This is a genomic window from Xanthomonas bonasiae, from assembly GCF_014836395.1.
In the GTDB taxonomy this organism is placed as follows: domain Bacteria; phylum Pseudomonadota; class Gammaproteobacteria; order Xanthomonadales; family Xanthomonadaceae; genus Xanthomonas_A; species Xanthomonas_A bonasiae.
Genome location: NZ_JACSQX010000001.1, coordinates 337,840 through 360,627, shown reverse-complemented (window position 1 = coordinate 360,627; position 22,788 = coordinate 337,840). Strand labels below are relative to the sequence as shown.

General features: G+C 69.3%; 19 protein-coding genes. 15 read left to right on the top strand and 4 right to left on the bottom strand.

Annotation, left to right across the window (positions count from 1 at the left end; translation table 11 throughout):
- Nucleotides 1–178 precede the first annotated feature (178 nt).
- Nucleotides 179–1,162, top strand: coding sequence for a restriction endonuclease (locus tag H9658_RS01575; protein ID WP_225209663.1), 984 nt, complete (start codon nucleotides 179–181; stop codon nucleotides 1,160–1,162).
- Between the two features lie 225 nt (nucleotides 1,163–1,387).
- On the opposite strand, the gene H9658_RS01570 is transcribed toward H9658_RS01575, so the two are convergent.
- The 3 genes from H9658_RS01570 to H9658_RS01560 all read right to left on the bottom strand — a co-directional run bounded on the left by H9658_RS01570 (nucleotide 1,388) and on the right by H9658_RS01560 (nucleotide 5,719).
- Nucleotides 1,388–3,376 (bottom strand): SDR family oxidoreductase, encoded by a 1,989-nt coding sequence (locus H9658_RS01570; RefSeq protein WP_191824111.1) that lies wholly within the window; start codon nucleotides 3,374–3,376, stop codon nucleotides 1,388–1,390.
- 173 nt (nucleotides 3,377–3,549) lie between these two features.
- A complete protein-coding gene (hutC, locus tag H9658_RS01565) occupies nucleotides 3,550–4,281 on the bottom strand; it encodes a histidine utilization repressor (RefSeq protein ID WP_191824110.1) in 732 nt (243 codons plus the stop codon).
- A 40-nt stretch (nucleotides 4,282–4,321) separates the two neighbouring features.
- Entirely contained in the window at nucleotides 4,322–5,719 is a 1,398-nt protein-coding gene (locus H9658_RS01560; protein ID WP_191824109.1) for a formimidoylglutamate deiminase, read from the bottom strand.
- 63 nt (nucleotides 5,720–5,782) lie between these two features.
- Between H9658_RS01560 and hutI the strand changes: the two genes are divergently transcribed.
- The 12 genes from hutI (at nucleotide 5,783) to H9658_RS01500 (ending at nucleotide 19,473) form a co-directional block, all read left to right on the top strand.
- Nucleotides 5,783–6,985 carry an imidazolonepropionase gene (gene hutI / locus H9658_RS01555; RefSeq protein WP_191824269.1) on the top strand — a complete coding sequence of 401 codons (1,203 nt, stop codon included), beginning with the start codon at nucleotides 5,783–5,785 and terminating at the stop codon, nucleotides 6,983–6,985.
- A complete protein-coding gene (gene hutH, locus H9658_RS01550; RefSeq protein ID WP_191824108.1) occupies nucleotides 6,982–8,523 on the top strand; it encodes a histidine ammonia-lyase in 1,542 nt (513 codons plus the stop codon). Before hutI ends, hutH begins: the two co-directional genes overlap by 4 nt.
- 92 nt (nucleotides 8,524–8,615) lie before the next feature.
- Nucleotides 8,616–9,497, top strand: coding sequence for an N-formylglutamate deformylase (hutG, locus tag H9658_RS01545; protein WP_191824107.1), 882 nt, complete (start codon nucleotides 8,616–8,618; stop codon nucleotides 9,495–9,497).
- 63 nt (nucleotides 9,498–9,560) lie between these two features.
- Nucleotides 9,561–11,228, top strand: coding sequence for a urocanate hydratase (gene hutU, locus H9658_RS01540; RefSeq protein WP_191824106.1), 1,668 nt, complete (start codon nucleotides 9,561–9,563; stop codon nucleotides 11,226–11,228).
- Nucleotides 11,229–11,420: 192 nt separating this feature from the next.
- Nucleotides 11,421–12,857: a serine hydrolase domain-containing protein gene (locus H9658_RS01535; protein ID WP_191824105.1), complete on the top strand. Its 1,437-nt coding sequence runs from the start codon at nucleotides 11,421–11,423 to the stop codon at nucleotides 12,855–12,857.
- 580 nt (nucleotides 12,858–13,437) lie between these two features.
- Nucleotides 13,438–14,793: a glycosyltransferase gene (locus H9658_RS01530; RefSeq protein WP_191824104.1), complete on the top strand. Its 1,356-nt coding sequence runs from the start codon at nucleotides 13,438–13,440 to the stop codon at nucleotides 14,791–14,793.
- A gap of 11 nt (nucleotides 14,794–14,804) precedes the next feature.
- Nucleotides 14,805–16,325: a glycosyltransferase family protein gene (locus tag H9658_RS01525; RefSeq protein ID WP_191824103.1), complete on the top strand. Its 1,521-nt coding sequence runs from the start codon at nucleotides 14,805–14,807 to the stop codon at nucleotides 16,323–16,325.
- 157 nt (nucleotides 16,326–16,482) lie between these two features.
- Nucleotides 16,483–17,214: a hypothetical protein gene (locus H9658_RS01520; RefSeq protein ID WP_179565023.1), complete on the top strand. Its 732-nt coding sequence runs from the start codon at nucleotides 16,483–16,485 to the stop codon at nucleotides 17,212–17,214.
- Between the two features lie 97 nt (nucleotides 17,215–17,311).
- Complete coding sequence (locus tag H9658_RS01515; RefSeq protein WP_184410100.1) at nucleotides 17,312–17,569, top strand: acyl-CoA-binding protein; 258 nt, start codon at nucleotides 17,312–17,314, stop codon at nucleotides 17,567–17,569.
- Entirely contained in the window at nucleotides 17,569–18,195 is a 627-nt protein-coding gene (locus H9658_RS01510; RefSeq protein WP_179565027.1) for a TetR/AcrR family transcriptional regulator, read from the top strand. The genes H9658_RS01515 and H9658_RS01510 overlap by 1 nt, the downstream gene beginning before the upstream one ends.
- Nucleotides 18,196–18,326: 131 nt before the next feature.
- Nucleotides 18,327–19,103, top strand: coding sequence for a HipA family kinase (locus H9658_RS01505; protein ID WP_191824102.1), 777 nt, complete (start codon nucleotides 18,327–18,329; stop codon nucleotides 19,101–19,103).
- Nucleotides 19,081–19,473 (top strand): DUF3037 domain-containing protein, encoded by a 393-nt coding sequence (locus H9658_RS01500; protein WP_179565029.1) that lies wholly within the window; start codon nucleotides 19,081–19,083, stop codon nucleotides 19,471–19,473. Before H9658_RS01505 ends, H9658_RS01500 begins: the two co-directional genes overlap by 23 nt.
- A 348-nt stretch (nucleotides 19,474–19,821) precedes the next feature.
- On the opposite strand, the gene H9658_RS01495 is transcribed toward H9658_RS01500, so the two are convergent.
- Nucleotides 19,822–20,229: a hypothetical protein gene (locus H9658_RS01495; protein WP_191824101.1), complete on the bottom strand. Its 408-nt coding sequence runs from the start codon at nucleotides 20,227–20,229 to the stop codon at nucleotides 19,822–19,824.
- 143 nt (nucleotides 20,230–20,372) lie between these two features.
- Here H9658_RS01495 and H9658_RS01490 point away from each other — a divergent pair, with 143 nt between their 5' ends.
- Together H9658_RS01490 and H9658_RS01485 are read left to right on the top strand one after the other, a co-directional pair.
- Nucleotides 20,373–21,227, top strand: coding sequence for a tetratricopeptide repeat protein (locus H9658_RS01490; RefSeq protein WP_191824100.1), 855 nt, complete (start codon nucleotides 20,373–20,375; stop codon nucleotides 21,225–21,227).
- 638 nt (nucleotides 21,228–21,865) lie between these two features.
- Nucleotides 21,866–22,744 carry an AraC family transcriptional regulator gene (locus H9658_RS01485; protein ID WP_191824099.1) on the top strand — a complete coding sequence of 293 codons (879 nt, stop codon included), beginning with the start codon at nucleotides 21,866–21,868 and terminating at the stop codon, nucleotides 22,742–22,744.
- Nucleotides 22,745–22,788 lie beyond the last annotated feature (44 nt).

Genomic DNA, 22,788 nt, shown 5'->3' with positions numbered 1-22,788 from the left:
CAGTCCATCTGAAGACCGTTTGCTCCCCTCCCCTCTCGGCTTCGGACTGGCGGGTCTTCTCCTGTCCGCCGTTCCCCGCTGTCGCCTTGCCGGCGCTGTGACACGCTGGCGATAGACTGGCGTCATCGAATAGCGTTACGCGGGTGCGAGCATGTTTTCCTGGATAGTGGCAACGGTCTTGGCAGTTGGAGCATGGCTCGCTGCCACGCTCTACCTGTGGGTGGTCCGGCGCCGCGAGAACGAAACCACCGCCGGGCTGCATGCGCTGGCCGGACTGCATTGGCGCGATTTCTCGCGCATGGTGCGGCGCGCGATGCGCGAGCAGCGCGACCTGCACGACGCGGTGGCCGACGAGGACGTTTCCCAGGAACCGCAGAGCGATTTCGTGATGACCCGCGGCGATGCGCGCTGGCTGCTGTCGTGCAAGCACGGTCGCGCCTACCGGATCGGCTCGGCCGCGGTCAACGAACTGGGGGCCGCGGCACGGCTGATGGGCGCGCAGGGCGGCATCCTGGTCACCGAGGGCAAGGTGCAGCGCGACGGCATCGCCGCGGCCGACAAGCAGTCGGTGGAGATCCTCGACGGCCGCCGCATCTGGCCGATGCTCAAGCGCTACCTGCCCAGCGAACTGGAGGACGGGGTGATCGGCGCCAGTCGCCGGCGTGCGCAGCGGCATACCGCGATCGCCGCACTGGCCGCGCTGACCCTGGGCCTGCTGGTGGGACTGGGCGGGCTGGCGCTGCAGCAGCGCAGCGCCGATGCCACGTCCGTGGCCGCGCCCCACGCGCCCGCCGCGCCCACGCCGGCAGCGCCGCCGGCACCAGGCACCACGCCGGTGGCCGCGCCTGCGGCAGCGGCCGCTGCCGCTGCCGCATCCGTCACCGAAGCACCGCCGGCAAGCGCAGACCCCGACCCGGCCACCGAGGCCGAGTATCGCCATTCGGTCTCCAAGGCCCTGGCCAGCACGCCCGGCGTGATCCGCGGCATCTGGCAGACCCAGATGACGCTGGTGATCGACCGCAGCGACGACGACGCGCGGGTGTGGCCGCGGATCTGCAAGGAAGTGGAGCGCTATCCCTCGCTGCGCACCGTGCGCATCCAGCTCAATCCACGCCCGGACCGCGACGAGCCGGTGCGTTGGCGGCAATGTAGGACGTTTTGAGCCGGGATTGGGGAGTCGGGATTCGGGATTGGTAAAAGCGGCTTTGCCGCGCCGGATGCAACAGCGGGACGATGAACTTGCAGATGCTAACGCTCTTGCGAATCCCAAATCCCAAATCCCGGCTCATTGGTAAAAGCGCTTTTTGCCGCGCCGGATGCAGCAGCGGGAAGATGGACTCGCAGGTGCTATCGCTCTTGCGAATCCCCAATCCCAAATCCCGGCCCATCACCAATGCACGCCCCGCATCAGCGCCGCGAACGCGATCTGCTCCTGGCTGGGCTTGGCCTCGCGTAGCGCCTTGCGGTCGCCCTTGGCCGCGGCCGAATCCGGGAACAGTTCGAAGGCGGTGTTCATCACCACCTCGTAGGCCTTCGGCGCCACCGCGTTGACCAGCGCGGCGAAGATGCCCAGCCGCGTCGCCACCCGGCTCGGGCGCTCGATGATCGCCTTGACCATCAGATCGGCGGCTTCCTCCACGCTCAGCGTCGGCACGCTGTCGTACATCTTGGTCGGCGCGATCATCGGCGTCTTCACCAGCGGCATGTTGACCGTGGTGAAGCTGATGCCCTTGCCGGACAGCTCGCCCTGCGCGCAGCGGCTCCACGCGTCCAGCGCCGCCTTGGAGGCCACGTAGGCGGAGAAACGCGGCGAATTGGCCAGCACGCCGATCGAGCTGACGTTGATGATGTGGCCCTTGCGCCGCCCGGTCATGCCCGGCAGCACGCCCATGATCAGGCGCAGGCTGCCGAAGTAGTTCAGCTGCATGGTGCGCTCGAAATCGTGGAAGCGGTCATAGCTGAGTTCGATCGAGCGGCGGATCGAGCGGCCGGCGTTGTTGATCAGCACGTCGACGTGGCCGTGCGCTTCGAGCACGGTCTTGAGCAGCGCATCGCAGCCGGCCAGGTCGGACAGGTCGGCGGTATAGGCGAACACCTTGCCGCCCTTGGCGTTCATCGCATCGCGTGCGGCAAACAGTTCCTGTTCGCCGCGGGCGACGATGATCGTGGTGGCGCCGGCTTCGGCGACGCGCTGCGCGGTGGCCAGGCCGATGCCGGAGGAGCCGCCGGTGATCAGCACCACCTTGCCGCGCACCTTGCCCTTCAGCGTGCGGTCCACGAACAGGTCCGGGTCCAGGTGCCGTTCCCAGTGGTCCCACAGGCGCCAGGCATAGTCTTCCAGCCGCGGCACGGCGATGCCGCTGCCCTTCAGCGCGCGCTCGGTCTCGCGGCTGTCGAAGCGCGTGGGATAGGTGATGAACTTCAGCACCTCGCGCGGGATGCGGAAATCGCGCAGCAGCATGCCGGTGAAGCGGCGGATCGGCGGCAGCCCGCCGACCGCGGCACGGATCCCCGCTGGCACGAACGCGAACATCCGCGCATCCACCCGCAAGGTCATTTCCGGCGCATGGCCGGCGCGGCAGAACACGTTGAGCACCTCGCCCACGCGCAGCGGCTCCGGATCGGTGAGATGGAAGGTGTGGCCGTCGAGCTTGGGCTTGTGCGCGATGTGGTCCATCGCATCGGCGACGAAATCCACCGGCACCAGGTTGATGCGCCCGCCCTCGATGCCCAGCATCGGCGCCCACGGCGGCAGCAGCTGGCGCAGCTTCTTGATCAGCGGGAAGAAGTAGTACGGCCCGTCGATCTTGTCGATCGCGCCCGTGCGCGAATCGCCGACCACCATGCCGGGGCGGTAGATCCGCCACTTGATCCGGGTTTCCGCGCGCACCAGCGCCTCGGCGTCGTGCTTGGTGCGCAGGTAGGGATCGTCCAGGCCTTCGGCCTCTTCGAACATGTCTTCGCGGAAGATGCCCGGGTACAGCCCGGCCACCGCGATCGAACTGGTGTGGTGGAAGACGCCGGCGCCGATCTGCGCGGCCAGCTCCAGCGCGTTGCGGGTGCCGTCGAGATTGGCCACGCGCTGCGCCTCGGCCTTGGCGGTGAGGTCGTACAGCGCGGCCAGATGGAAAAAGTGCTTGACCTTGCCGTGCAGCGTCTTGCGTTGCGCCTCGTCCAGGCCGCAACAGTCGGCACCGACATCGCCGTGCAGCACGACCAGGCGCTTGGCGTCCCAGCCCTGCTCGCGCACCAGCGCATCGAACTTGCGTTGCGACTCCTTGCGGACCAGGACGTGGATGAGGCCTTTGCGCCGCATCAGGTTGGCCATCAGATAACGGCCGATGAAACCGGTGGCGCCCGTAACGAAATACGTCATGCCGAACCATCCCTCGTGCTGCGGCCGCGGCCCCTCGCCCCGTCCTGGCCGCTAACTTGCCAGAGTGCGGCAGGCAGGACAAACGCACGCCGGGGTACGGCGCGGACGCGCAGCGTGCGGCAGCGCAGCATCGGTCGCCTGCGACACGGCGGGTTTCGCATGCCGCGTGGCGCTCAACGCACGCCCGGTGAGAAGCGCGCGACCAGGTCGTAGGTGTCGCCGAGGAACACCTGGCGCACGAAGGTGACGGCCTGTTCGCCGCGCCAGGTCTGCCGGTCGATCAGCAGGCAGGCGGTGCCGGCGGCCACCTGCAGCCGCGCCGCCTGCGCGGGGTTGGCGCCGACGGCGCTGATGCGGTGCTCGGCGCGAGTCCACGGCACGTGCTGCAGCAGCCAGCTGCCGGGCACGACGACCGCGAAATCCATCCGCAGCGCTTCCGGCACCGCCACCGGATTGATCACCCGCTCCTCCAGCGCGAACGGGCGCCCGTCGGCGAAATGCAGGCAGTGCAGCGACAGCAGCGTGCCGGCGGCAGCGACCTCGGCCTCCTGCGGCAGTTCGGCGCGCGGCGCGCGCTGGCGCCGATCCAGCAGTTCGAAGCGATAGGCATGGCCGCGCGCGGCGACCTCGACCGGAATGTCGGGGATCTCCAGCGCCACCTGTTCCATGTGCGGATGCGGCCGCGCCACGAACGAGCCGGCGCGGCGGCGGCGCTCGATCATGCCGGCGTCGGCGAGCAGCGCCAGCACCTTGTTGACCGTCATCCGCGAGCAGGCGTACTGCGCCATCAGTTCGTGCTCGAACGGGATGCGATGGCCCGGCGGCCATTCGCCGCTGCGGATGCGGCCTTCGATATCGCTGCGGATGCGGTGGTTGAGCGTCGCCGCGGGCCGGGACGGGCTCATCGGCGCGTCCGCGCGGCAGCGTGCCGCAGGCGCTGCCGGATCATGCGTCCAACAGCGCGGTCAGCGCGCGCGCATAAGCCGCAGCGACCGCATCGCGGCGAGGATGGCGGCCCTCGCGCACCAGTGCGCGGCCGTTGCGCCAGACCGAGCGCACCGCGCCGCGCCGCGCGGCGAAGATCCAGCTGTCCAGCAAGGCGTCGCCGCTGCGCGCGCACAGCGCAGGATGCGCAGGATCCAGTTCGACCAGATCGGCCGGCACGCCGACGCGCAGGCCCTGTTCCACGCACAGCGCCTGCGCCGCGCCCTGCGCCGCGGACTGGAACAGGAAACGGCCGCTGGACTGCGCGGCGTCCCCAGCGAGCACGTTGCGCCCGCGCAGCTGCAGGCGCTGGCCGTACTCGAGCAGGCGCAACTCTTCGGCCGCGTCGATCAGCACGTTGGAATCGGAGCCGACGCCGAAGCGGCCACCGGCCTCGACGAACGCGCGCATCGGGAACAGTCCGTCGCCGAGGTTGGCCTCGGTGATCGGGCACAGGCCGACCACCGCGCCGCTGGCGGCGATGGCCTGCACTTCGGCGGCGTCGACGTGAGTGGCATGGACCAGGCACCAGCGCGCGTCCACCGGCGCATGCGCCAGCAACCACTGCACCGGCCGCTGCCCGCTCCAGGCCAGGCAGGCCTCGACCTCGCGGGTCTGCTCGGCGATGTGGATGTGCACCGGGCCGTCGCACAGCGGCAGCAGCGCGGCCAGTTCGTCCGGGGTCACCGCGCGCAGGCTGTGCGGGGCGATGCCCAGCACCGCGTCGTCGAGGCCGCGCAGCGCGCGGCGGCTGCCGTCGAGCAGTTCGGCGTAACCGTCCACGTCGTGGATCAGCCGCCGCTGCGCCGGGTTCGGCGCGGCGCCGCCGAAATCGGCATGCGCGTAGAACACCGGCAGCAGGGTCAGGCCGATGCCGCTGTTGTGCGCGGCGGCGGCCAGGCGCTGCGCCATTTCGGCGCGGTCGGCATATGGCCGGCCATCGGCGGCGTGGTGCAGGTAATGGAATTCGCCGACCCGGGTGAAGCCGGCCTCGAGCATTTCCACGTAGGCCTGTTCGGCGATGGCCTGCATGCTGTCCGGGTCCAGCCGCTGCAGGAAGCGGTACATCAGCTCGCGCCAGCTCCAGAAACTGTCGCCGCTGCGGCCGCCGACCTCGGTCAGCCCGGCCATGCCGCGCTGGAACGCGTGGCTGTGCAGGTTGCCCAGCCCGGGCACGGCGATCGCCAGCGCATGGTCGCCGGACGCCGCGGCCACGCCGGACTGCACCGCGGCGATGCGCCCGCCACGCACCTCGATCCGCACGTCGCGCGCCCAGCCGTCCGGCAGCAGCGCCTGCGCGCACCAGAAACCGCTCGCCGCCTCGTTCCCGCCTGCCTGTTGCTGCGCCAGGGTCTGCACTGGACACCCTCCGTCGACCACAATATTGTATATACAAAATAACCGACGAGCCCGCCCGTGACCATGCCCTGCGACACGCTCTGGCACAACGCTCACCTGATGACCCTGGACGCCGACGACGGCGGCCTGGGCCTGGTCCGCGACGGCGTGGTCGCCTGCCGCGACGGACGCATCGTCTATGCCGGCGCCGCCGCGGCGCTGCCGGAACCGTTGGCCGCGCAGCACAGCGTCGATTGCGGCGGACGCTGGATCGGCCCGGGCCTGATCGACTGCCATACCCACCTGGTCTACGCCGGCAACCGCGCCGGCGAGTTCGAGCAACGCCTGCTCGGCGCCAGCTACGCCGACATCGCCCGTGCCGGCGGCGGCATCGTCGCCACCGTGCGCGCCACCCGCGCCGCGGACGAAGCTGCACTGCTCGCCGCCAGCCTGCCACGGCTGGACGCGCTGCTCGCCGAAGGCGTAACCACGGTGGAGATCAAGTCGGGCTACGGACTGACTCTGGACGACGAACTGCGCATGCTGCGGGTGGCGCGGCGCCTGGGCGAACTGCGCGCGGTCGCGGTGGCGCCGACCTTCCTCGGCGCGCACGCGGTGCCGCCGGGCGCCGAGGCGCAGGCCTATATCGACGAAGTCTGCGAGCGGATGATTCCCGCCGTCGCCGCACAAGGCCTGGCCGAGGCGGTGGACGTGTTCTGCGAGCATCTCGCCTTCACCCCGGCGCAGACCGAGCAGGTGTTCCAGGCCGCGCAGCGGCATGGCCTGGCGCTGAAGATCCATGCCGAACAGCTATCCAATCAGGGTGGCGCGGCGCTGGCGGCGCGCTACGGCGCGCGCTCGGCCGACCACGTCGAGTACCTGGACGACGCCGGCATCGCCGCGATGGCGGCCGCCGGCACCGTGGCGGTGCTGCTGCCGGGCGCGTTCTACTTCACCCGCGACACGCAGCTGCCGCCGATCGCCGCACTGCGCGCCGCCGGCGTGCCGCGCGCGCTGGCCACCGACTGCAATCCCGGCACCTCGCCGCTGACCAGCCCACTGCTGGCGATGAACCTGGCGGCGACGCTGTTCCGCATGAGCGTGGCCGAATGCATCGCCGGCTTCACCCGCGAGGCGGCGCGCGCGCTCGGACGCTACGAACAGGTCGGCCGGCTGCGCGCCGGGCTGCAGTGCGACCTGGCGATCTGGGACATCGAACAACCGGCCGAACTGGTCTATCGCATGGGCTTCAACCCGCTGCATGCGCGCATCTGGAGGGGACAATGAGCAACGAGATCGTGCTGCGCCCGGGCGCAGTGAGCCTGGCACAGTGGCGCGCCGTGTACCGCGGCGCCGGCGTGCGCCTGGATCCTGCCTGCGCCGAGGCGGTGCTGCGCAGCGCGCAGACGGTGGAGGCGATCGTCGCCAAGGGTGCGCCGGTGTACGGCATCAATACCGGCTTCGGCAAGCTGGCCAGCGTGCGCATCGAGCGCGAAGACCTGGATACCCTGCAGCGCAATATCGTGCTGTCGCATGCGGCCGGTGTCGGCGAGCCGATGCCGGTGCCGGTGGTGCGGCTGATGCTGGCGCTGAAGCTGGCCAGCCTGGCGCAGGGCGCGTCCGGCGTGCGCCCGGCCACGCTGGCGCTGCTGGAAGCGTTGTTGCGGCACGACGTGATCCCGGTGGTGCCGTGCCAGGGTTCGGTGGGCGCCTCCGGCGACCTGGCGCCGCTGGCGCATCTGGCCACGGTGATGATCGGGGTCGGCGAGGCCTTCGTCGGCGGCCAGCGCCTGCCCGCCGCGCAGGCGTTGGCGCAGGCCGGGCTGCAGCCGCTGGCGCTGGGCGCCAAGGAAGGTCTGGCGCTGCTCAACGGCACCCAGTATTCCACCGCCTACGCGTTGGCCGGGCTGTTCGAGATCGAACGCGTGTTCCATGCCGCGCTGGTCGCCGGCGCGCTGTCCACCGAAGCGGCGAAGGGGTCGGACACGCCGTTCGATCCGCGCATCCACGCCTTGCGCGGGCAGCGCGGGCAGATCGCCACCGCCGCCGCGCTGCGCGAACTGATGCACGGCTCGGCGATCCGCGATTCGCACCGCGACAACGACGTGCGCGTGCAGGATCCGTACTGCCTGCGCTGCCAGCCGCAGGTGATGGGCGCGGCGCTGGACGTGATGCGCCAGGCCGCGACCACGCTGGCGATCGAGGCCAACGGCGTGTCCGACAATCCGCTGGTGTTCAGCGACACCGGCGAGGCGCTGTCCGGGGGCAACTTCCACGCCGAGCCGGTGGCCTTCGCCGCCGACATGCTGGCGCTGGCGGTGTGCGAGATCGGCTCGATCAGCGAACGCCGCGTCGCCATGCTGGTGGATCCGGCGCTGTCCGGGTTGCCGGCGTTCCTGACTCCGAAGCCGGGGCTCAACTCCGGCTTCATGATCCCGCAGGTCACCGCCGCCGCGCTGGTGTCGGAGAACAAGCAGCGCGCCTACCCGGCCAGCGTCGATTCGATCCCGACCTCGGCCAACCAGGAAGACCACGTGTCGATGGCCGCGCACGGCGCGCGGCGGCTGCTGGCGATGGCCGAGAACGCGGCCAACGTGGTCGGCATCGAACTGCTGGCCGCCGCGCAGGGTTGCGACTTCCATGCGCCGCTGACCTCCAGCGCCGCGCTGGAAGCGGCGCGCGCGCTGCTGCGCGCGCAGGTGCCGGCGCTGCAGGACGACCGCTATTTCCATCCGGACATGCTGGCCGCCACGGCGCTGGTGCGCGGCGGCGCGCTGGCCGAAGCGGTCGATGTGTCCCTGCCCGACGCAACGTCCGGATCATGACCCTGTAGGAGCGGCTTCAGCCGCGACCGGGCCTTACCGGTAAAACCCGGTCGCGGCTGAAGCCGCTCCTACAAAAAAAAGCGAGGCCCCGCATGACCACCCTCCCCGACTGGCTCACCCTCCATCGCGGCGATGCGCCGCTGATCGTCAGCTTTCCGCATACCGGCACCGAGCTGCCGGCAGCGCTGGCCGATCGCTTCGTGTCGCCGTGGCTGGCGCAACGCGATGCCGACTGGTGGGTGGACCAGCTGTACGCCTTCGCCGCCGCGCTCGGCGCCACCACCGTGCGCACCGCGATCTCGCGGTCGGTCATCGACGTCAATCGCGATCCCGGCGGCACGTCGCTGTATCCGGGGCAGAACACCACCGGCTTGTGCCCGCTGACCACCTTCGACGCGCAACCGCTGTATCGCCCCGGCGCCGAGCCGGACGCGGACGAGATCGCGGCGCGCCGTGCGCACTGGTTCGACCCCTACCATGCCGCGCTCGACGCGGAGATCGAGCGCCTGCGTGCGCATCACCCGGCCATCGTGGTCTACGACGCGCATTCGATCCGCTCGCGCATCCCGCACCTGTTCGACGGCGAACTGCCGCAGTTCAATATCGGCAGCGCCGGGCCCTCCGGCGCGAACGACAGCAGTTGCGCCCCCGCGCTGGCCGATGCGGTCGAACGGGTCTGCGCCGGCAGCGGCTTCAGCCACGTGCGCAACGGCCGCTTCAAGGGCGGCTGGAGCACGCGCCACCACGCCGCGCCGCGGCGCGGCGTGCATGCGATCCAGATGGAACTGGCCTGCCGCGGCTACATGCACGAACCGGCCGAGGTGGCGCCGGACAACTGGCCCTCGCCGTGGCAGCCGGACTACGCCGCGCCGCTGCGCGCGGTGCTGCAGCAGGTGCTGCAGGCGTGCCTGGACTTCGCCCGCGACAGCGCGCATTCCTCGCCAGCACCCGCACCGCCCTCCACGAACGTTTGACGCTGCGAATCCTTCGCAAACCCCGCACCTGCATGTGCGGACTCTTCAGATCAAGGAATCCGCATGACCCGCCTCGACACCACCCGCACGATCCAAGCGCCCACCGGCAGCACCCTCACCTGCAAGAGCTGGCTGACCGAAGCGCCGCTGCGCATGCTGATGAACAACCTGCATCCGGACGTGGCCGAACGCCCGCAGGAACTGGTGGTGTACGGCGGCATCGGCCGCGCCGCGCGCGACTGGGAGTCCTTCGACGCGATCGTGGCCGCGCTCAAGCGCCTGGACGACGACCAGACCCTGCTGGTGCAATCCGGCAAGCCGGTCGGCGTGTTCCGCACCCACGCCGATGCGCCGCGCGTGCTGATCGCCAATTCCAACCTGGTGCCGCGCTGGGCCACCTGGGACCACTTCAACGAGCTCGATAAAAAGGGCCTGGCCATGTACGGCCAGATGACTGCCGGCAGCTGGATCTACATCGGCGCGCAAGGCATCGTCCAGGGCACCTACGAAACCTTCGTCGAGATGGGCCGCCAGCATTACGCCGGCAGCCTGGCCGGCAAGTGGCTGTTCACCGGCGGCCTCGGCGGCATGGGCGGCGCGCAGCCGCTGGCCGCGGTGATGGCCGGCGCCTCGTGCCTGGCGGTGGAATGCCGCAAGAGCAGCATCGACATGCGCTTGCGCACCGGCTATCTCGACACCTGGACCGACGACCTGGACGAAGCGCTGCGCCTGATCGAGGAATCGTGCACGGCGAAGAAACCGCTGTCGGTCGGCCTGCTCGGCAATGTCGCCGACGTGCTGGACGAGCTGCTGGTCCGCGGGGTCAAGCCGGACCTGTTGACCGATCAGACCTCCGCGCACGACCCGGTCAACGGTTACCTGCCGCAGGGCTGGAGCGTCGAGCAGTGGGACGAAAAGCGCGCCAGCGCGCCGAAGGAAGTCGAGGCCGCCGCGCGCGACTCGATGGCCAACCACATCCGCGCCATGCTCGCTTTCCACGCGCTGGGCGTGCCGACCGTGGACTACGGCAACAACCTGCGGCAGATGGCGCTGGAAGAAGGCGTCGAGAATGCCTTCGACTTTCCCGGCTTCGTGCCCGCCTACATCCGCCCGCTGTTCTGCCGCGGCATCGGCCCGTTCCGCTGGGCGGCGCTGAGCGGCGATCCGGAGGACATCGCCAAGACCGATGCCAAGGTCAAGGAGCTGATCCCGGACAACCCGCACCTGCACCGCTGGCTGGACATGGCCGCCGAGAAGATCAAGTTCCAGGGCCTGCCGGCGCGCATCTGCTGGGTCGGCCTGGGCGACCGCGACCGCCTGGGTCTGGCGTTCAACGAGATGGTGGCCAACGGCGAGTTGAAGGCGCCGGTGGTGATCGGCCGCGACCATCTGGATTCAGGCAGCGTCGCCTCGCCCAACCGCGAGACCGAAGCGATGGCCGACGGCTCCGACGCCGTCTCCGACTGGCCGCTGCTCAACGCCCTGCTCAACACCGCCAGCGGCGCCACCTGGGTCTCGCTGCACCACGGCGGCGGCGTCGGCATGGGCTTCTCCCAGCACGCCGGCATGGTCATCGTCTGCGACGGCAGCGAGGCGGCGGCCAAGCGCATCGCGCGCGTGCTGTGGAACGACCCGGCGACCGGTGTGATGCGCCATGCGGATGCGGGGTATGAGATCGCGGTGGAATGCGCGAAGGAGAAGGGACTGGATCTGCCTGGGATTGTGGGCTGACCGAGTGCCGCTGGGCGCTTGCAGGTCGCTTGCCTGCAAGCGCCCTCTTTCCGTAGAGCCGGGCATCGGCTCAATGGATCCGGGCGCACGCTGCCTCATCCAGGAGCAGCCGCGCAAAGGCTCGGCTACGCACGCTTGACCCTGTCCCCGGTCGTGACGATGATGCGCGATCGCCGCTGACGGATCACCGCGATGTCTCGCGCCTTTGCTGCCGCACTGCTCTGCGCCCTGCTCGGCAGCCTGCCTGCTTCGGCTCGGGATACACCGCACGACCTCGCCTCGCAGTTGGACGCCCAGCTGCAGGCCAACCGCGAACGCTATGGCATCGCCGGTCAGGCGGTGCTGGTCGCACACAATGGCCAGGTGCTCTACCAGGGCGCCAGCGGCGAACGCGATCCGGCCACCCACGTGCCGGCCACCGTCGATTCCATCTTCGCCGCGCAGTCGATGGCCAAGCTGTTGACCAGCACGCTGGTGATGCAGCTGGTGGATCAGGACAAGGTGGATATGGATGCCCCAGCCAGCCGCTACGTCCCGGACCTGCCGGCCGCGTGGCAGGCGATCCGCGTGCGCGATTTCCTCAATCACAGCTCCGGCATTGCCGAGTACTACGACCGTGTGGACAACCGTTGGGTGAGCAAGGGCTACCCCGGCGTGGCGCCCGACCTCGCCGCTGCGCTGAAGGTTGCCGGCGCGGCACCGATGCAGTTCGCCACCGGCAGCCGTGTGCAGTACACGCAGGCCAACTACCTGGTGCTGACTGCCCTGCTGGAAGCGCATTACCGCAAGCCTTACCCGGCCATCGCACGCGAACGCATCCTGCAGCCACTGAAGATGCGCAGCACGTCGTGGGGCCTGGCCAGCGTCCCGCCGGATCGCGCGGCCGTGCCGTACATCGGCAAGGACGGCACGCTGCAGCCGGCCAATGAAGACCCCTGGCCGAGCTACGGCTGGGGCCACGCCGACCTGCAGACCACCGTAGGCGACATCAACCGATTCCTGCAGGCGCTGGCCAACGGCAAGCTGGTGCGCACGGCAACCCTGGAAAGACTGTGGCAACCGCAGATGCTGACCGGCGGCGGCAGCAACTTCTTTTCCACCGGATGGGATACCACCCGCAGCGATGGCTATACCCAGGTCGGCCACGATGGCGGCACCCGCGTGCGGGCGAGACTGGCCTACAAGGGCACCCTGGCCAGCGGCTATTGGGTATTCGTGTACTTCACCAACGGCAGCGCCCGCAATGTCTGGTCCAGCACGCTGTTGGAAAGCACGATGGCGCAGGTCGCGCCGAAGGAGTTCCCGCATGCGGTCCTCGCCGAACGCTTGATCGCCTACGCGATGGACGAACGCGCCGGCGCTGCGGACGCCATGCGTGCGTGGCTGCGCGATGGCGACGGCGTCCCCGCCAGTGAGCGGGAACGCGCGATCAATGCCAGCGGCTACGCCATCCGCGAGAGTCTCGGTGCAGGCAGGGCGCTGAAGGTGTTCACCCTCAACACCGACCTGTATCCGGACTCGGTCAATGCCTGGGACAGCCTGGCCGAATGCCGCGCCGCGCTGGGCGATGCCGAGATCGCCAAGGCGCTGTACGCGAAGTCGAAGGCGCTGTCCAAGCCCATTCCTTAGGGTCGCGTTTGCTGGACAGCCGCCCGCCCCGAACCAGATCTGCGCAGAATGCATTGCATGCCGGTCCACGCGTTCGAGCGAGCGCAAACGCAACGAAAAGCGCGCCGACTGGAGCGTAACCGGACCGCCGCCACGCATCGCGACAATCGTGCTCAAGCAAGCGTCACGGGGCAGCGGGGTGCGCATGGCCTCGCAAGGGGCTGCATGGCATGCCGGCTCGCATCGCAGACATCGCGGGCATCAACGCAACGCGCCTACCGCGCAGAAACGCGCGGCCGATCCGAACGCTGGATTGCGCGAGCCGCTGGAGGCCGGTGACGGCCAGTGGCAACAGGCCGGACACACAGCGACACGCCGTACATCGCAAGCGAACGCGTCTGCCGACCGACACCGACCGCCCGACCCGGGCAGCCTGCGGCGCCGACCGCGATGCTGCGGCTGTATTGGCCACAAACCGGACATCGTCGCGCCAATCCAGAGCCTGTGCACATTGCGCAAATACGCGCAATAGCGGTCTGCGGCTGTCGGCCTGGAGAGGATGCCGGTCGAAGCAGTCAGGGGCGATTCAAGCTTTTCGGCCATGCCCGCGCACGCGCCCTGCGGACGCCGATCGATTGCAGGCACAAGGGTCGCGGGCGGATCGGCGGCGGCTTTGCGGATGCCACGCGCCGTCACGTGCTGGCGCATCGCAGCGGACGGCGCAATTCGCCAATCGAGCGCAACAGACGGTTTTGAACCTTCGGCGAACTCCAGTCCGCCAAGGCCATCCATGTCGTCCATCGGCATCGCTTCCCCCTGCTCTTCCGGTCCAAGGTTGTCCGTGGTGATCTGCACGCTGGACGAGTCGGACGCCATCGCTGGCGTCCTGGACGAACTCTCCGCAACGATGGCCGGCATCGATCACGAGATCGTGGTGGTGGACGATTCGCACGACGAGCTCACCGCGCAGGCGGTCCTGGCCTGTGCCGCGCACACGCCCCAGATCCGCCTGCTGCGCCGGCGCGAAGGCCGAGGACTGGCCTCCGCGGCGATCGCCGGATGGGATGCGGCGCGTGGACAGTACCTGGCGATCATGGACGGCGATGGCCAACACGATCCGCGCCTGATCGCACAGATGTTCCGGCTCCTCGAGCAGGGCCGACAGGACGTCGTGGTGGCCAGCCGCTATCTGCACAGCCGCAGCTCCGGGCTGGGCCTGGTGCGGCATGCGATGAGCCGCGGTGCGGTCCGCCTGACCCAATTGCTGCTCGGCGCGCGGCTGGCCGATCCGATGAGCGGCTGCTTTGCGATGACCCGCGACTGGTACGCCGACGTGCGTCCGCACCTGTCCGGGCTCGGCTTCAAGATCCTGGTGGACGTGGTGGCCTCCGGCCGCCGCCGCCCGAACACCGCCGAGGTGCCCACGCAACTGGGCGAGCGCCGCGGCGGCGTGTCCAAGATGGATCCGCGCGTGGTGGCCGACCTGCTGACCCTGCTGTTGGAAAAGCGCACGCGCGGGCTGCTGCCGGCGCAGATGGCCTTGTTCTTCGCGGTCGGGCTGGGCGGCCTGGCAGTGCATCTGACTGCGTTGTGGGCGCTGCTGCATGCCGGCTGCCCGTTCTGGGTCGGGCAACTGGTGGCGATCATGGCGGCGATGACCTGCAATTTCCTGATGAACAACATCCTGACGTTTCGCCACTGCCGCCTACGTGGCGCACGCATGCTCAGCGGCCTGCTGATGTTCTATCTGGCCTGCATGTTCGGTGCGTTCGTCAACGAAAGCATCGGCTGGGCCTTGCACGCGGCCGGCGTCAACTGGGCGCTGGCGACGGGCGCCGGCAGCGTGGCTGCCGCGTTGTGGAACTATCATGCGGCCAAGCGCACGGCATGGTCGTCGACGTTGAATCCGCCGCAAGCCGAGGCGGTGGCGGTCGAGCTGCGCGTGTCGTCGCGCTGATGCACGCGCCCATGTCCGGTTCGCCTGCGGCCCAACTCCAGCCGCCGGTTGGCGGCACGCCAGGCGTCTCGCGCCTGGCGTGGTGGTGGTCCACCGATCGGCGCATGTTCGCAGGCGTGCTGGGGCTGGCGCTGCTGCTGCGGTTGCTGGCGATGGTGCCGAGCAACTACCACCACCCCGACGAGATCTGGCAATACCTGGAACCGGCGCATCGCCTCGTGTTCGGGCACTGGGTGGTGGCATGGGAATACCGCGACGGCATCCGCACCTGGCTGATCCCCGCCTTGCTGGCCATGCCGATGCGGCTGGGCGCCTGGCTGGCGCCCGATGGCGGCCTGACCTTGGCATTGCCGCGCCTGATGCTGGTGCTGCTGTCGCTGTCCACCGTCGCCTGCGCCACCGGCATGGGGATGCGCCTGTCGCGGCTGCATGGCGCGATGGCCGGCGTGGTCGCCGCGATCTGGGCCGAACTGGTCTATTTCGGGCCGCGGGCGATGTCCGAACCGGTGGCGATGGCGCTGTTCTTTCCGGCCGCGCTGCTGCTCACGCGGCCGTTGGCGCAGCGCACCCGGGCCACCTATGCAGGCGCCGGGCTGCTGCTCGGCCTGTGCTTCTCGGCGCGCTTCCAGCTGGCGCCGGCGCTGTTCGTGCTTGCGGCCTGGGCCTGCGGCCTGCGCTGGCGTGCCTGGCTGTGGCTGGCAGCCGGTGGCCTGCTCGGCCTGGGCGTGGATGCGGCGGTGGACATGCTGGTCGCAGGACAGCCGCCGTTGCGCTGGATCTACGCCAACTTCCACATCAACCTGGTGGAGCAGAAAAGCGCCAGCTTCGGCACCAAACCGGCGTACTGGTATCTGACCCGGATCTGCAACCAGTGGCGGCTCGCGGCGCTGGGCATCCTGCCGCTGGCCATCCTCGGCGCGCGGCGCTACCCGGTCCTGCTGGCGGTAGCGCTGGTCAACCTGTTGATGCATTCGTTGATCCCGCACAAGGAATACCGCTTCGTCCTGCTCTCCACCACGCTGCTGGTGGTGCTGGCCGCGTTCGGCACCGTCGACGCGCTGCAGCGCCGCGCCGCCGGCGACGATCTGCGTCTGCAGCTTCTGTGCGGGCAGGCGCTGCTGCTGTGGCTGCTGGCCTCGCTGCTGGTGGCCACCACCGGGCCGGTGAAACGCTACTGGAAATCCGGGCGCCCCTTGATCGCGGCGATGCAACTGGCCGGCGCCGACCCTGACACCTGCGGAATGGCGTTGTACCGGCCACCGAATCCACTGAGCGCCGCCTACGCCCTGTACGGTCGCCAGACCCCGATCTACCTGTTCGACACGCGCGACGACCACGCCGCCGCATTGCGTTACCGCAGCGCCTACGACACCGTGCTGTCGGTGGCACAGGCCCCGCCGCTGGCCCCGGAATACGCGCTGCTGGGGTGCTCCAGCAAGGCCTACTGCGTCTATCGGCGCGCCGGCGGCTGTACCGGGGAGGTGCCCAGGGAATACGAAGTCAACGCGGTCCTGACCAGGCTGGGCAAATAGCGCAGGCCAAGCCGCCGCGCTGGCGGGCGCCGCATCCGCGGCCACCCGGATCGCGCGCGAACGGCGCGCAACTGGAACGCGGTCACGCCTTGCGACACGCGGGCTCAAGATCGCCGAACCGGCGCCGACAAGAGATGCAACGTTTCGAGGAGCCTTCATGGGCATCCTGATCTACCTGACTCCCGCCGTCGCGCTCTGGGCGATCACCGCCACCGTTCTCGCCTGGGTTTTCTTCGGCCGCCTGCGCCGCGAACAACAACAACAGGCGAGCGTGCAGGACAGCCTCGCCCGCCACCAGGCCGCGCTGTCGCAGATGAAGGCGCGTGCGGCCGTCAGCGCGCGCGAGCTGGAGGCGCTGCAACAGGCCTACGCCAGCCTGCGGCAGACGCTGGAACTGCAGGCGCAGCAGGACGCGCCGCCGGCCGAGCAGGCCGTGGAGCGGCCACCGGTGCCGATCCTGGTGATGGAACGCCTGGACATTTCCGCGGAGATCGGCACGCTGCTCGCGCACGTGGCGCGGGTGGCCCGGAGCATCCGCCGCTACAGCGCCTACAGCCGCGGCCACAACGCGCCGGAGCTGAGCAGCGCGCGCTACGACCTGCATTGGCTCTCCGACTGCCTGCACAGCCTGGACCAGATCGGCCACGCCCTGGCCAGGGGCAACGTGGACACCCTGACCGCCGCCTGCACCGAACTGCTGGCGATGTACGAGCAATATCTGAAGGACGGATCCGGCTACAACAGCCGCGACACGTTCCAGCGGCTGAGCAGCCACGTCCCGCTCGCCGATGTGACCGACGCCATCCGCTCGATCGCCGCCAAGGCATCGCTGGCGCGGCAGGCGCAGACCCAGGCCAGCGCGGAACTGCACGCGGCACCGGTCGCCTGACGTACCACCACCGGGCGAACGCGCGCCCCTGGCGCCCGCGTTGACCGGACCGGTCGCGCGTGCTGTGATGCGTCCCGATCCGGGTGGGAGCAGCGACATGGCAGACATCAAGGCGGCCTTCGAAAAAGCGGCCAAGGACATCAAGCAGCGCGAGGAGCGTCCCGACAACGACACCTTGCTGCGCCTGTACGCGCTGTACAAACAGGGCGCGGAAGGCGACGTCGCCGGCGCCAAGCCGGGGTTCTTCGACTTCGTCGGCACCGCCAAGTACGAGGCCTGGGCCAAGCTCAAGGGCATGCCGCAGGCCGAGGCGCAGAAGAAGTACGTGGACCTGGTGAAGAAGCTGCTGGCCTGATGGCGCGCGACACCCGCCGGCGCATTCTCGACACGGCCCTGGCGATGTTCAACGCACAGGGCGAGCCGCACGTCACCACCAACCATATCGCCGACGAGCTGGAGATCAGCCCGGGCAATCTGTACTACCACTTCCGCAACAAGGACGACATCATCGAGCACCTGTTCGCGCGCTACGAGGAGCGCATGGACGCGGCGCTGGAGTTGCCGAGCGCGCGCCTGCCCGGGCTGGAGGACATCTGGCTGCAGCTGCACCTGGTGTTCGAGTGCATCTGGGACTACCGCTTCCTGTACCGGGACCTGATCGAGATCCTCAGCCGCAGCCGACGCCTGCGCCTGCGCTTCGCGCGCATCCTGCGCCGCGCCGACGACAGCACCCAGGCGGTGTTCCAGGGCCTGGCGCAGGCCGGGGCGATGCGCGCCACCGCGCAGGAACTGGGCGGCATCGCCACCAACGTGCTGGTGGTGGCCACGTTCTGGCTCAACTACGCCGCCGCGCGCGGCGAGAAGGACGAGCAACTGGCGATCCGCCACGGCATCGTGCAGGTGATGCTGCTGATCAGTCCGTTCCTGCGCGAGGCCGAGCGCGCGCACTTGGCCACGCTGATGCAGGCCTATCTGGACTGAGCGCGGGGAACGCGCCCACCCAGCAGGCGACGACGCGACGCCAGGTCCCAGGTGCGCCGCGCGCAGCGATTCGCCAAGCGCGGCCGGCATCGGCTAGGCTTGCCGCCCTGCCCTCGCCGCCCGGAATCCGCGTGAGAACCGTCGTCGCCACCCGCTACGTGACCCCGCTGCGCGAAGGCGGCTCGCTGCCGGCGGTGGTCGAGGCCGACGACGACGGCCTGTACGTGCTGAAGTTCCGCGGCGCCGGCCAAGGCCCGAAGGCGTTGATCGCCGAACTGCTGGGCGGCGAACTGGCGCGTGCGCTGGGCCTGCCGATGCCGGAACTGGTGTTCGCGCTGCTCGACCGCGAGTTCGCGCGCACCGAGCCGGATCCGGAAATCCAGGACCTGATCCGCGCCAGCGAGGGCTTGAACCTGGCGCTGGACTACCTGCCCGGCGCGATCAACTACGACCCGGCCGCCTTGCGCCCGGACCCGGCGCTGGCCTCGGCGATCGTCTGGTTCGACGCCTTCGTCACCAATGTCGACCGCACCGCGCGCAACACCAACCTGATGGTCTGGCACGGCAAGCTGATGCTGATCGACCACGGCGCGGCGCTGTATTTCCACCACGACTGGGAGCACGCCGGCAGCGCCTGCGCCTCGCCGTTCGCGCGCATCCGCGACCACGTGCTGCTGCCCTACGCCAGCGCCATCGCCCAGGCCGACGCGGAACTGGCGCCGCGGCTGACCGATGCGGTCATCGACGCGATCGTGGCGCAGATCCCGGACGCATGGCTGCAGGCCGAAGCCAGCTTCGCGAGCGTGGACGCGCATCGCCAGGCCTATGCCGATTACCTCAAGCAGCGGCTGGTACTGCGCGCGGCGTTCGTCGAGGAGGCGCTCCGTGCCCACGCTGCACACGTATGACTACGCGGTCATCCGCGTGGTGCCGCGGGTGGAGCGCGAGGAATTCGTCAACGTCGGGGTGATCGTGTCGTGCCCGACCTCCAAGCTGCTGCATGCGGCGATCGAACTGGCGCCGGCACGGCTGCACGCGCTGGACCCGACCCTGGACATCGAACGCCTGCGTCCGTACCTGGACGCGATCCCGGCGATCTGCCGCGGCGACGCCGATGCCGGCCCGATCGCACTGCTGCCGCCGCGCGCGCGCTTCCACTGGCTGACCGCGCGGCGCAGCTCCATCATCCAGATGTCCTCCGCGCACGTCGGTCGCACCACCCAGCCCGAGCGCGTGGTCGAGCATCTGCTCGAACGCATGGTCAGGACGCCGCGCTAGCGCGCCGACGTGGTGGCCGGCCTCCATCGGCACATTGGCGGATCGACCGCATAGCCCTGTTGCTACCGCAACGCGTTCAAGCAGCTCGCGGCGCCCCTCTGTAGACTCGCCTTCCACCCGGCACGCAACCGTCCTTTCAAGCGCGGCGCCAGCCGCGACCGGCACAGCGGCGGATCTTCCCGGCTCCGGTCACAGTCCGGACTGACCTCCCTCCCACAGCGCACCCGGCAGACCTGCCGCAAGCCCCTGTAGGAGCGGCTTCAGCCGCGACAGCATCCAGCACGCGGCACGCGGATCGCCGTGCCCGCACCCGACGCGCCCCACATCCGGCAGCGATGCCGTGCGCTGTTATGGCGAGCGTGCGCTGCGCTTCGCCGCGCGGCGTGGCGCAGCGGTCTTCTTCGTCGCCCGCTTCGCGGTCTTGGTCGCCGCCGCACGTTTGCGCGGCGTGGCGCGTGGCCTGGGCTGCAGGCCCAGCTTGACCAGCACCGGCTGCAGCCGCGCCTCGACCTCGGCGCTCAACGGTTGCACCTGGCCGCGCAGCGCCGCGGCGCCCTCGCGCACGCTGCTTTCGGCGCCGTCGGCCAGCTGCGCCACCAGCGCCTTCAACGTGGTTGCGCCGCTGGCGGCATCGGCGGCCGCGGCCAGCGCACGCTTGCGGGTCAGCGACACCAGGCCCAGGCCGGCCAGCCATAGGTGCCGCGGCGCCAGGGTCTCGGATCGGGATGCAGAGGTGGAACGCTTCTTGGTCGCCATCGCAGGTCTCCTTGGATGCCGACAGCGGCACCGATGCGACGCATGCTGGCGGCAGCGGCTTGAGCAAACACACTATCCGCAGTGCAGCTTGCCAGCCGGCCATCGCGGCGCCATGCTCGGCGCGAACTCCAGGGAGGCCAGGCATGGCAGCAAAACCGACCGCATGGGCGCCGTTTCCGTACGACGCCAACGCCTACGCCTACCCGGGCGAGGCGCTGAAGAAAGCCTGGCCCAAGCTGCACGCCGGCGACCGCGAGCCGTTCCCGGACCCGGCCCGCGCGCAGGCGCTGCTCGCTGCCGCCGGCAAGGCCGGCAAGGGCCACGATGCGCAGACGCTGTCAGCAGCGCTGATCGAGGCCTGGCGCGCCTTCCACCAGGGCCAGTTCCAGCAGGCCTACAGCGCCGGGCAGGCGCTGGGCGTGTTCGGCGCCTCGGTCGCGGTCAAGGCGCTGGGCATCCACGCCAGCTACCTGGTCGACGACGACAAGGAAAAACTGCAACGCCTGCAGCAGGCCGCGACGCTGGCCGAAGCGGCGATCGCCGCGCTGCCGGACGAGGCCAACAGCCACTATCGCCACGCGTTCGCGCTGGGCCGTTACAGCCAGGGGCTGAGCATCGTCAAGGCGCTCAAGCAAGGCATCGCCGGCAAGGTGCGGCAATCGTTGGAGGCCGCGCTGGAACTGGAGCCCAAGCACGCCGAGGCGCACATGGCGCTGGCGCTGTACCACGCCGAAATCATCGGCAAGGTCGGCGCGATGATCGGCGGACTCACCTACGGCGCCAAGGCCGCGACCGCCGAACAGCATATCCAGCAAGCGCTGAAGCTGACGCCGGATGCGCCGATCGCACATGTCGAATACGCCAACGTGCTGTTGCTGCTGCACGGCGACAAGCGCGAGGACGCGGCCGCCGGCGCATTCGAAAAAGCCGCCAAGCTCAAGCCGCGCGACGCGATGGAAGCGCTGGACGCGGCGTTCGCGCGCGAGCAGTTGGAGTAGTTGGCGGCCGCAGTGCCATGCATGTGCGGCCGTTCCCTTCTCCCATCGGGACCATGGCCCCCTTTTCGGGGAAAGGTGCCCCGCAGGGGCGGATGAGGGTATGAGCGACGCCTCATGCAATCGATCATTGCGAGTCGCTTCGCGCCGTACCCTCACCCCAACCCCTCTCCCGGTGGGAGAGGGGCTAATCGGACCTCCCTTTGTCCTGGTCTAATTCTCGTGGACACCTCGATAGGGGGTGATCATCGCCAACGAGGACCGAGCACGACATGACATCCCGCCCGCATAGAACCTTCGATACCGCCTTCAAGCTGTAGTAGGCGGTGCAGATGATCCGGGACCAAGGCCTGAGCGTGGGCCAGGCATGCCGCGATCTGGATTTGGTCGATGTGCCGTGCATCGCTGGCTGGCCCAGTACCAGGCCGAGCAAACTGGCCAGCCGCGACAGGCCGTAAGCCAACGACCGCCCCATCTTGACCAACTAGTGGTTTCAGGACACGGAGATTGGATTTCGGCCACCGGCCACGGGTAGTGGCGGGCGGCAGCTCTTGGCTATGTGGGCAAGCCGTGATTGGTCGTCTCTTCCGCGCAGCAAATTCGGTCAAGACGCTGCGCCCTCACTTTGACACGATGCGGCCATGAACAGCACGACACCACTCGTCCTCGACCCGCTCTCGAGCGTCGTCGCCTGGATAGAGCAGCATCTCGACCAGTCGCTGACTCTGGAACAGGTCGCAGCACGGGCTGGCTTGTCGCCGTATCACTTCTCGCGGCTGTTCACCGCGCGCATGGGCCGCAGCGTGATGGCCCACGTGCGCGGCCGCAGACTCGTGCGCGGGGCCCGACGGCTCTGCGATGAGCCTTATCTGAAGCTCGTCGACCTGGCGTTCGACTGCGGATTCGAATCTCAGGAGGCGTTCACGCGCGCGTTCAAGCGCCTGTTCGGCGTCTCTCCTGGCCGGTTCCGCAGCGGATTTGCGGTCGAACCCATCGAAGGCCAATATCCCATGCATCTGCCTACCGCCCACAACACATCCGTCTTTCGCCTGCCCGAGCTCGTAGCGATGCCGGCTTTCCGCGTCGCCGGACCCGCGCGCCAGTTCGACGAGGCCAGCAAGGCGGAGATCCCGCAGTTGTGGTCGGCGTTGATCGGTGCGCTGCCATTCGCGGGCCAGGTTCAGAGCTGGGCGACCTACGGCGTCGTCTCCGTCGTCGACAAGGTTGAGGGCTGCTTTCAGTACATGGCGGGCGTCGGCGTCGAATCCGCCTGCGTGCCGCCAACCAACTTTTCGACGATGCAGATCCCGGCCGCGACCTACGCAGTATTCCGCATCGCACTCAATGGCACGGCGCTGCACCCGCAAGTCAAACAGGCGCTGGCATCCATCTGGGGCGAGTTAATCCCGGCCTCGGGCTTAAGGGTCGTCGATGGTCCCGACTTTGAGCTCTACGACGGCCGCTTCGATCCGCACAAGCCAGGGTCCTTCATCGACTTCCATGTCCCTGTGGAGGCCTGACCTGCCGGTGGTGACCAGAACTGAACCCTTGGCGGTGCGGGCTG

Coding starts and splice junctions, on each gene's coding strand:
- hutH (WP_191824108.1), top strand. CDS start 6,982: ATGAGCAACGAGATCGTGCTGCGCCCGGGCGCAGTGAGCCTGGCACAG.
- hutG (WP_191824107.1), top strand. CDS start 8,616: ATGACCACCCTCCCCGACTGGCTCACCCTCCATCGCGGCGATGCGCCG.
- hutU (WP_191824106.1), top strand. CDS start 9,561: ATGACCCGCCTCGACACCACCCGCACGATCCAAGCGCCCACCGGCAGC.
- H9658_RS01495 (WP_191824101.1), bottom strand. CDS start 20,229: ATGGCGACCAAGAAGCGTTCCACCTCTGCATCCCGATCCGAGACCCTG.
- H9658_RS01525 (WP_191824103.1), top strand. CDS start 14,805: ATGTCCGGTTCGCCTGCGGCCCAACTCCAGCCGCCGGTTGGCGGCACG.
- hutC (WP_191824110.1), bottom strand. CDS start 4,281: ATGAGCCCGTCCCGGCCCGCGGCGACGCTCAACCACCGCATCCGCAGC.
- hutI (WP_191824269.1), top strand. CDS start 5,783: ATGCCCTGCGACACGCTCTGGCACAACGCTCACCTGATGACCCTGGAC.
- H9658_RS01535 (WP_191824105.1), top strand. CDS start 11,421: ATGTCTCGCGCCTTTGCTGCCGCACTGCTCTGCGCCCTGCTCGGCAGC.
- H9658_RS01485 (WP_191824099.1), top strand. CDS start 21,866: ATGAACAGCACGACACCACTCGTCCTCGACCCGCTCTCGAGCGTCGTC.
- H9658_RS01570 (WP_191824111.1), bottom strand. CDS start 3,376: ATGACGTATTTCGTTACGGGCGCCACCGGTTTCATCGGCCGTTATCTG.
- H9658_RS01490 (WP_191824100.1), top strand. CDS start 20,373: ATGGCAGCAAAACCGACCGCATGGGCGCCGTTTCCGTACGACGCCAAC.
- H9658_RS01515 (WP_184410100.1), top strand. CDS start 17,312: ATGGCAGACATCAAGGCGGCCTTCGAAAAAGCGGCCAAGGACATCAAG.
- H9658_RS01510 (WP_179565027.1), top strand. CDS start 17,569: ATGGCGCGCGACACCCGCCGGCGCATTCTCGACACGGCCCTGGCGATG.
- H9658_RS01520 (WP_179565023.1), top strand. CDS start 16,483: ATGGGCATCCTGATCTACCTGACTCCCGCCGTCGCGCTCTGGGCGATC.
- H9658_RS01530 (WP_191824104.1), top strand. CDS start 13,438: ATGCCCGCGCACGCGCCCTGCGGACGCCGATCGATTGCAGGCACAAGG.